The 8,867-nt window shown below is 70.8% G+C and carries 12 protein-coding genes and 1 tRNA gene; 7 read left to right on the top strand and 6 right to left on the bottom strand.

What is annotated here, in order from left to right; translation table 11 throughout:
* Positions 1-12: 12 nt before the first annotated feature.
* From NBW84_RS16870 to glpK, 4 genes are all read right to left on the bottom strand, one after another.
* A tRNA-Lys gene (locus NBW84_RS16870) sits at positions 13-85 on the bottom strand.
* A gap of 102 nt (positions 86-187) precedes the next feature.
* Complete coding sequence (locus NBW84_RS24435; protein WP_445548299.1) at positions 188-628, bottom strand: hypothetical protein; 441 nt, start codon at positions 626-628, stop codon at positions 188-190.
* Positions 629-1,120: 492 nt separating this feature from the next.
* On the bottom strand, positions 1,121-2,218 hold the full coding sequence (locus tag NBW84_RS16885; protein ID WP_250285701.1) for a Rieske 2Fe-2S domain-containing protein: 1,098 nt from the start codon (positions 2,216-2,218) through the stop codon (positions 1,121-1,123).
* Positions 2,219-2,630: 412 nt separating this feature from the next.
* Positions 2,631-4,166 (bottom strand): glycerol kinase GlpK, encoded by a 1,536-nt coding sequence (gene glpK / locus NBW84_RS16890; protein ID WP_250285702.1) that lies wholly within the window; start codon positions 4,164-4,166, stop codon positions 2,631-2,633.
* A 288-nt stretch (positions 4,167-4,454) separates the two neighbouring features.
* Between glpK and NBW84_RS24440 the strand changes: the two genes are divergently transcribed.
* From NBW84_RS24440 to NBW84_RS16905, 4 genes are all read left to right on the top strand, one after another.
* The gene (locus NBW84_RS24440; protein WP_445548743.1) at positions 4,455-4,550 is read left to right on the top strand and encodes a putative leader peptide; all 96 of its coding nucleotides are present in this window, start codon (positions 4,455-4,457) and stop codon (positions 4,548-4,550) included.
* A gap of 344 nt (positions 4,551-4,894) precedes the next feature.
* Positions 4,895-5,428: an alpha/beta fold hydrolase gene (locus NBW84_RS16895; RefSeq protein WP_250285703.1), complete on the top strand. Its 534-nt coding sequence runs from the start codon at positions 4,895-4,897 to the stop codon at positions 5,426-5,428.
* Between the two features lie 96 nt (positions 5,429-5,524).
* Positions 5,525-6,346, top strand: coding sequence for a class II aldolase/adducin family protein (locus tag NBW84_RS16900; RefSeq protein WP_250285704.1), 822 nt, complete (start codon positions 5,525-5,527; stop codon positions 6,344-6,346).
* A 135-nt stretch (positions 6,347-6,481) separates the two neighbouring features.
* Positions 6,482-7,015, top strand: a complete 534-nt coding sequence (locus tag NBW84_RS16905; protein ID WP_250285705.1) for an OsmC family protein — start codon at positions 6,482-6,484, stop codon at positions 7,013-7,015.
* Here NBW84_RS16905 and NBW84_RS16910 read toward each other — a convergent pair whose 3' ends face one another.
* Positions 7,016-7,576: a GNAT family N-acetyltransferase gene (locus tag NBW84_RS16910; protein WP_250285706.1), complete on the bottom strand. Its 561-nt coding sequence runs from the start codon at positions 7,574-7,576 to the stop codon at positions 7,016-7,018. It abuts the gene before it with no gap.
* On the bottom strand, positions 7,573-7,899 hold the full coding sequence (locus tag NBW84_RS16915; RefSeq protein ID WP_250285707.1) for a hypothetical protein: 327 nt from the start codon (positions 7,897-7,899) through the stop codon (positions 7,573-7,575). Before NBW84_RS16915 ends, NBW84_RS16910 begins: the two co-directional genes overlap by 4 nt.
* Positions 7,900-8,071: 172 nt before the next feature.
* On the opposite strand from NBW84_RS16915, the gene NBW84_RS16920 reads away from it, so the two are divergent.
* From NBW84_RS16920 to NBW84_RS16930, 3 genes are all read left to right on the top strand, one after another.
* Positions 8,072-8,347 (top strand): hypothetical protein, encoded by a 276-nt coding sequence (locus NBW84_RS16920; protein WP_250285708.1) that lies wholly within the window; start codon positions 8,072-8,074, stop codon positions 8,345-8,347.
* 26 nt (positions 8,348-8,373) lie between these two features.
* Positions 8,374-8,574: a hypothetical protein gene (locus NBW84_RS16925; RefSeq protein WP_250285709.1), complete on the top strand. Its 201-nt coding sequence runs from the start codon at positions 8,374-8,376 to the stop codon at positions 8,572-8,574.
* Positions 8,571-8,867 (top strand): glycine-rich domain-containing protein (locus NBW84_RS16930; protein WP_445548744.1); only part of this gene is annotated, 297 nt, incomplete at its 3' end. The genes NBW84_RS16925 and NBW84_RS16930, both read left to right, overlap by 4 nt.

Raw genomic sequence — 8,867 nt, forward strand, 5'->3', positions numbered from 1 at the left:
GGTCAGAACGGGTGCGCCGCCAGGGACTTGAACCCCGAACCCGCAGATTAAGAGTCTGCTGCTCTGCCAATTGAGCTAGCGGCGCGTGTCGCGTGCTGTGCGTTGCGACGGGTCCGAATGTACCAGGCTCCGGCGGGGTCGGGGCCCACGGGTAGGCCCCGACCGGACCAACTTGGCCACATCGGCCTCAGGGCTTCTCGCAACCGACGCCGTCGTGATCGCTGTCGAGGCCGAACGGGTCCGGGGAAAGCACCCGGACCGGCCCGGTGACGTAGTTGGGGCCGTTCCCGGAACCGCCCGCGCAGTCGTAGTCGCCGATCCCGTCCTTCAGGCACACGTCCGGATAGGCCGGATCGCAGACGGCGAGAGGCGCGGCCGCCGCTGTGGTGGCCGTCGGCCGCGCGGGGGCCGCGGCGGCCCGTGCGGGTGTCCGCGCGGGCACGGTCGTGTGTGGCGCGGATCGTGGCGTCGAGATCGTGGCGGCGGGAGGGGCGGGAGGGGCGGGAGGGGCGGGCGCCGTCACGACGGGTACAGGCGGTTGTGTCGGTGGGCTGCTGACGGCCAGCGGCTCGGCCGGAGGCAGCGGAGTGCCGACGGTCGACGGCGTGGACGTGGGCGATGAGCTCACGGACGCCCTCGGAGCGGCCGACACCACCGTCTGGTTACTCTCCGGAGCCAGCGCCGTGAGGACGAGGAGCCCCAGGAGACTCGCTCCGGTGACGATTCCGGCGCTCCGGCGGTTGTGGATTCGCGCCTGGTGCAGGCGACCGCGCACCAGTCCAACAAATCCGACAATCATGGCGATTGTAGTTAATAATATACAAAAAGCCAGCATATGGTTCCCCCCATGTGTGCGTGGCCAGCGACTTTACAGGCGGGTGGATCGCGCTCGGCCGCCGGGCAGCCGCAGAAGGGCTGCCCGGGCCTGCACACATGGCGCTCGCGGGCGTGACGGCCCGCCGGGATCCCGCGCTGCCGCGGGCCCGGGTCGTCTCGGGCCTCACCGGCGCCGGTTGGACGTCCGGTCGCCCCCACCAGGGACCCGACGTTCAACCGGTACCGGTCACCGGCCGCCCGGCCCGCGGGCGTCGCGGGCGCCGTCCGCGCGGCCTGACGGGTGCTACGCGCTGACGGCGGATTCCGCCGGCAGCGGGTCGCCGAAACGCCAGCCGGGCGCGATACGGCGCTGGAAGAAGGCGCGGAACTCGCGGACGGACGGGCCGTCCGGCTTCACCCAGAGGGTTTTCTCGGGATGCCGCAGCCAGCGCAGCACGTCGATGTCGGCGTAGACGTTCCGCCGGACCGTCAGCCACATCATGCGCGCGATGAGGTGGTTGAGCGGCGCGAACAGCGGGCCGGGGAGTATTTTGCGGACAATGACCCGGTAGCCGAAGAACATCAGGTCGTCTCGGACGGGGGTGCCGCCGAGAACAATTGTCAGCAGCGGGCCGGAGCGGTCGACCGTGGCGTCCTTCTGCGTCCGGTAGAGCGACGCGGACGGCCCGATCATCTCGATGAACGCGTACGGCCGGAACCAGCGCTGGACCTTCTTCATGCCGGTTTCGTCGGCGGGCCGCAGCTGGTATTCCAGGCGGTCCTCCTTGTTCACCAGGATGGAGTACTCCAGCCGTCCCGCGCCCTTGTGCGCGACCGGGAAGTGGTAGATGTCGGAAACGTGCTCCGCGACCGGCAGCAGCGTTCCCCGGGCGGTGTAGATCTGGCCCTTGAGGTTCAGGTACTTCTTGGAGTCGGCGTAGGGCACCTCGACGAACTCGCCGACCGGTTCGGGGCCGTACCAGAACCAGATGTTCCCGGCGTGCTCCCGGACGGGGATCGCGCGCTGGCCGGCCCGCGGGGGGATCTTCGCCTGGTCCAGCCCGGGGATGACCTCGCAGCCGCCGTCGGTCCGGAACTCCCAGGCGTGGTAGCCGCACTTGATCCGGTCCTCGACCACGGTGCCGCAGCGGCCGAGGTCGGCGCCCATATGGCAGCACTGGCTGTCGACCATGCCGACCCGCCCGCTCTTCCCGCGGAAGAGCGCGAACTGGTGCGACATGAACTCGACCGGCGCCACCTGGCCCGGCTCGAGATCCTCACTGTACCTGGCGAAATACCAGCCGAACGGGTAGTCGGTCTTCTGTTCCTCGCCGAAGGACTGACCCTCAAGCAGCCGCCTGTCGTATTTCTTGAGTTGCTTCTGCCATTTCGACTTCGCCACGGATCCTCCGCGAGTAATACTTGGAGAAAAATGAATGTACACGAGAGATGGACGGCGAGATGGCCCTGTATTATCGGCCGGTCGACCGCACCGGGCGGTAACGCATGATCGACGTTAGCATGCGGCCCGCGACAGATCCCGGGGATGTCAATGCGTGACGGAAACAACAGACGACGCACGGCAGCGAGGTAACATGGTAACGGCCGTGTTTCGGACGGAGGGCACCCACCCGGGCGCAACCCGTCACCCTGCCGCGCCCCCGCGGCGGCGGGTTTCCAGCGAGGTATGATCTACCCGTCCAGGACAACGGCAAAGCGCTCGCGCGGCCGTATGTCGCCTACCGCACACCGGCACCGCCGGCACGATTGTTCCGGCTATTCCGCCGTGGCTGGAACCAGCGGAATCATGACCGTTACCGACCACCGGGGCCGGGGTCCACGTCCACCCAGTCCAGGGTGCGTTCGACGGCCTTGCGCCAGCCCGCGTAGCCGCTTTCCCGCCGGTCCGCCGACCAGCGGGGCTCGAAGCGGCGCCCCTCCCGCCAGTGGGTGGCCAGCTCACCGGTGTCCTTCCAGAAGCCCACGGCGAGGCCGGCGGCGTACGCGGCGCCGAGCGCCGTCGTCTCGGCGACCACCGGACGGCTGACGGGGACGCCCAGGATGTCCGCCTGTATCTGCATGCACAGGTCGTTGGCGGTCACCCCGCCGTCGACCCGCAGGACGTCCAGGGCCACCCCCGAGTCCAGCCGCATCGCCTCGGCCACGTCCCGGCTCTGGTAGCAGATCGCCTCGAGCGCGGCGCGGGCCAGATGGGCGCCGGTGTGGAAGCGCGACAGCCCCACGACGGCGCCCCGCGCGTCGGAACGCCAGTACGGCGCGAACAGCCCGGAGAAGGCCGGGACGAAGTAGATCCCGCCGCTGTCGGGCACCGTCGCGGCCAGCGTCTCGCTCTCGGCCGCGCTGCCGATGATGCCGAGCTGGTCGCGCAGCCACTGCACGGCCGACCCGGTGACGGCGATCGAGCCTTCCAGCGCGTACACCGGGTCGTCGTCGCCGAAGCGGTAGCCGACGGTCGTGAGCAGCCCGTGCCGGGAGGGCACCGCCCGCGTCCCGGTGTTCAGCAGGAGGAAGTTGCCGGTGCCGTAGGTGTTCTTGGCCTGCCCGGGGGCGAAGCAGACCTGCCCGACGGTGGCGGCGTGCTGGTCGCCGAGGTCGGCGGTCAGCGCGACCTCGCCGCGCAGCGGCCCGGCGGCGGTGGTCGAGCCGTAGCCGGCCGGGTCGGCCGACGGCCGGATCACCGGGAGTATCGCCCGCGGGACGCCGAAGAGCTCCAGCAGCTCGTCGTCCCAGTCGAGGGTGCGCAGGTCCATCAGCATGGTGCGGCTGGCGTTGGTGGCGTCCGTCACGTGCAGCCCGCCGCGCGGACCGCCGGTGAGGTTCCACAGCAGCCAGCTGTCCACGGTGCCGAAGACGGCCTCGCCCCGTTCGGCCGCGGCGCGGACGCCGTCGACGTTGTCGAGAATCCACGCGATCTTGCCCGCGGAGAAGTAGGTCGCCGGTGGCAGGCCGGATCTGCTCCGGATCACCTGGCCGCGGCCGTCGCGCTCCAGCGCGGCCACGATCCGGTCGGTGCGGGTGTCCTGCCAGACGATCGCGTTGTGGTAGGGCCGGCCGGTGCGCGGGTCCCACACGATCGTGGTCTCGCGCTGGTTGGTGACGCCGAGCGCGGCCAGGTCGGCGGCGCCGAGGCCGGCGTCGGCCAGCGCCGCCGCGACGACGGCGGCCGTGCGCTCCCAGATCTCCACCGGGTCGTGCTCGACCCAGCCGGCGCGCGGCAGGATCTGGGCATGCTCGAGCTGGCGGCGGGCGACCTCGTTACCGTCATGATCGAAAATCATGAAACGGGTGCTCGTGGTGCCCTGGTCGATCGCCCCGACGAAATCGCCCATCGCCGTCCTTCCGTCCCATGCGGCCGTCACCTGTGGTGGCCTCGCCCATCCGGGTGGACGCGGCCAGCGGCGACGTCCACCGGAGTAACGGCCACCGGTAGTGGCGACCGCTGGAAGTAGCCACGACGTAGGAGCATGGCCCACCGGGCACCCACGGTCCATCAGCGCGCCAGGCCGCCGGCCGCCCGGCCGGGCAGCGCGCCAGGCCGCCGGCGCGCCGTCGGATGTCCCGTGCCCGACCGGGGCGAGTATTGACATCAAGCCCACATCACACGCATTGTGGACCGTGTGCATACCGAGTCCCGCCTCGTGACCCGCGGTCACATTGATCTGTTGCGGGTCGCGTCAGCAGCCTGTCCGGGCCTTCTTTTCTTCCGTCGATAACCACACGCCCGCTCGCTGCCTGACCGCTCACGGACTGTCGCCTTCCTTCCGCAGGACGAAAGCACGTGTTTCCCGCACGTTTCGTTTCCATCCCCCCTGGGACGCGGAAGAAAAACAACGGCACGCATCCACGCCGGCCATCGCGACAGCTCCCACCCGACGACAGGAGATGCACAATGACATCCGCGCCGCCCGTGACATTCGCGTCGAGACGGCCATCCACCGGCATCCACGGACACGCGGCCGGTAGCGCCGCGTCACTGACCACCACGCTCGAGGCCTCGCCCGGCGTACCCTCCGGCCGCGGATCCGTCCTCATCCTGACCGGTCGGGACGAGACAGTCGTGTCCTTCGAGGGGCTCCGGCTGCGGCTGGCCCTCGACGGCTACACCACCACCGTCTCGGAGGAGCCCGGCGCCAGCGTGTCGACACTGGCCGAAGCACGTATCCCCGGCGCGCCCTTCATCCTGCTGGGCTCGGACATCGGCGGGCTGCGCGCGCTGACCCTGGCGGGCTCCCCGGCGCTGCGCCCGGACGGCGTGGTCCTGCTCGGGCTGCCGCTGCTGCAACGCCCGCTCAGCGCCGACGGCGGCGCCAGGAACAGCGAGGACGTCGCCGTCGACGGCGCCTACCCCTACGCCTCGGTGTACCCGGTCCCGCGGGCCCTGCCCGATCTGCCCATCCTGCTCATCCACGGGGTGGACGACCAGGTGAGCCCGCTGCCGCTCACCCAGATGATCATTCGTACCGCCCCCCGCGCGCGGCTCACCGTGGTACCCGGCCAGCACGATGTGATCACCGGGCCCGGCCACCGGACGGTGGCCGCCAGCACGCTGATGTTCCTGGAGTCACTACGACACGATCCGCCGCTCGGATGAGCGGGGAGCACGCGGGAATGCCGGCAGACGGTGCGCGTGCCGCGACGACGGTCCTTCCCGAGATTCTTTCCGAGGTCACGCCAAGGAGATCAGGGCATGTCCACCAGCACCAGCCTCGCCCCCAGCATCCGCGAGCAGTTCCGGCGGACCCCGCTGCGCGTGGCCGACCAGAAGAACGTCCCGAAACACCCTGAGCCCGAGGGATCCGTCGAGGAGATACGGCTGCACCGCAAGCAGCGGCTGGCCGCCGCCTTCCGGCTGTTCGCGAAATTCGGCTACGACCACGGTATCGCCGGCCACATCACGGCGCGTGACCCGGAGCTGCCCGACCACTTCTGGGTCAACCCGCTCGCCGTGCCGTTCGCCCAGATCAAGGTCTCCGACCTGCTGCTGGTCAGCCACGACGGCGACATCGTCATCGGCGACCGTCCCGTCAACACGGCCGCGTTCGCCATCCACTCCCAGGTGCACACCGCCCGTCCGGACGTCGTCGCCGCGGCACACGCGCACGCCCTGGCCGGCAAGGCGTGGTCGTCCCTCGGCCGGCTGCTCGACCCGATCACCCAGGACGCCCTCACCTTCTACGGCAGCCACTCGCTCTACGCCGACTTCAACGGCGTGGTCCTCGACAAGGCCGAGGGGCGCAACATCGCCGAGGCGCTGGGACCGAACAAGCTCGTGATCCTGCAGAACCACGGCTTCCTCACCGTCGGCCGGTCCGTGGAGGAGGCCGCGTGGCTGTTCGTCACCGCCGACCAGAGCGCGCACGCGCAGCTTCTCGCCGAAGCCGCCGGCCGCCCGAAGCTCGTCCGGCACGAGGTCGCCGAGCCGCTGGGCCGCAGCCGCTCCTTCGGCGGCTTCAGCTTCGCCCCCTACTGGGACGTCATCACCGCCGAACAGCCGGACCTGTTCGACTGAGCGCGCCGTGCGGATGACGCGGTTCCCGCCCGCGTCACCCGCACGGCCGTGTGCGGCCACGGGGGTGCTACGGAACTCGGCGGATCACGCCCGGCATACTGAACGACGACGGACCGACGACGAGAGGACCACCTGGTGAGCGGGCTGAGTGAGTACCTGATCGGCAAACGCGACGCCGTCCTCGCCCATCGGGAGCGGGTGACCGCCGGCGAGGCCAAGCCGCTGGCCGTCTCGGCGACCGTCACCGCGGAGGGGCGCACCGGCGTGCGCCGCATCCGGGCCCGCGAATTCCAGATCATCAGCGACAGCGGGCCGGATCTGGCCGGGCACAACCTGGGCCCGACCTCGCCGGAGATCCAGCTCGGCGTGCTGGGCAGCTGCCTGACCCACACCTACCTGATCCAGGCGGCCACCCTCGGCGTCCCCCTGGACTCCCTCGACATCGACGTCACCGCCATCTTCGACCCGCGCGCCGGCGAGCCCGGCTACGAGGACCTGCCGGTCTACCCCCACGACCTGCGCTACGCCGTACGGCTGTCCTCCCCCGCGTCCGACGAGGAGATCAGCAGGCTGCGCGAGGCGGTGGAACGCACCTGCCCGATCCTGAACCTGCTGATCAGCCCACAGCCGGTCCAGGGCACCCTCGAACGCGTCCCAGCCCTGCCCTGATCAGACGCTACGCGCCGCCCACGCCTCCCGGGTGATGGCGTAGACGACGCTCGGCCGGCCGTGGAGCGACCATGCGCCGTCGAGAGCCAGGCCGACCTTCTCCATGACCCGGCGGCTGCGGGCGTTGTCCGGATGGCAGATGGAGACGACCCGGTCGACGCCGACGTGGAGGAAGGCGAACTCCACCGCCGCCGTCCCGGCTTCCGGCGCCAGGCCCTGCCCCCAACGGTCCCGCCGTACCGTCCAGGCGACCTCGACGCCCGGCCAGCCCAGCTCCTCGTACAGCCCGGCACGGCCGATGAACTCACCGGTGAACCGGTCCCGGACGACCCACATGCCGAACCCGCGCAACGCCCAGTGGCCGAGCTGGAACGCGGCATGACGCCACACCGCCTCCTCGTCCATGGGACCGCCACCGGTGTACCGGGACATCTCCGGCTCCTGCGTCATCCGCGAGTAGGGCGTGATGTCCTCGGCACGCCAGTCCCGCAGGATCAGCCGTTCGGTGACCAGCGTGGGGATCTGCCGACCGGGGGACGGCGGTCCGAAGTGCAGGGTCACAGGGCGCTCCCGGTGGTCAGGGCGAGACGGGGCCGGGCGGACAGGGCGAGCAGGGCATGGCCACGTTCCTCGAAGCCACCGCAACCGGAGTCGTACAGCCCCACCGCGGTCCGGGTGACCGGCTCGGCCTCGGCCCCGGCGCCGATCCGGGCGAGGACCCCGCCAGCGAACATGTCCGCCGCCGCAGGTCCGAACGGTGACATCCCCGGCCGTGCCGGCAGCTCGACCGCCGCCCGGCGCATCCGGTCCAGCGCATCCCGCGCGGACCGGATGTCACCGGCCGCGGCGTGCCCACGCGCCTCGACCGCGGTTTGATCGTCCACCTGTGTGCCCTCCTTCATGGCGTGACGACACGTGCGTGAGGTGTGCGTGACGGGTGTGTCAACGGCAGCTCATCCCGTCACAGCTGGTCGACTGTCGCGCACCGTCATGGAATGTGGCGCGTCGGCACGATAACCGGCCGACCACGCGGACGAGACACGAACAGGAGATGTCGTGGCACCGCCGAAGACCTGCACCCGTCGACCGCCCGTGGCGGCACGGATCCACCGGCACGCCTTACCCCCGACCGGGACCGACGCTGGCAGCGGTGTTCCGGCGGACGCGGTGTTGTACGCCGTCGTGGTCTACGGGCCGGAGCAGCGGCCGGTCGAGGTCCGCCTGCCGTTCCCGACCGCGGCCGCCGCGGATCACCACGCGAGAAGCCACGGGCTCGACGGCCGCGTGGTCCCGATCACCTTCCCGTTCCCCTCTCCCCGTACGGGGACCTGAGACGCAGGCCCCCTGCCGTCCGCCTGGTGAGCAGGACAGGGGGCCTCTGCCCGAACACGCGCCGGCCCGCGCACCACGCCTACCCCCCGATACCGCCGTGGTTGTGGCCGCGGGCCGGCGCGCGTCATCTCCCACCCGACGTCGACAAGATCGCCCCGTGGCGGGCCCTGCCCGGAACCGCCGGGCAGGGGCTCCGTTCCTTCTCCCATGAGGAGTTCGCGCTATGACTGCTGTGGTTGCCCCGGAAGCAGCGATGACGGCCCGGTTCCTGGTCCGCCCGGACGCGTTCGACAGGCTGGTCGACCGGGTGGTGGTCGAGGCTGCGGGAGACCGCGACCTCGCCATCCGGATCGTTGATCAGATGCTGGCGTTCCTGGCCGCCAGCGCGCGGAACCCGGGCGTCGGCCTGGCCCCGAGCCGGCTGGTCGACATCGGCTGGCACGTGTTCGTGCTCGACACCCGGGAGTACGCCGTGTTCTGCGACCAGGTCGCGGGCCGGTTCATCCACCACGTCCCCAAC

The sequence above is a fragment of the Protofrankia sp. CiP1_Cm_nod2 genome, from assembly GCF_920664355.1.
GTDB lineage: Bacteria > Actinomycetota > Actinomycetes > Frankiales > Frankiaceae > Protofrankia.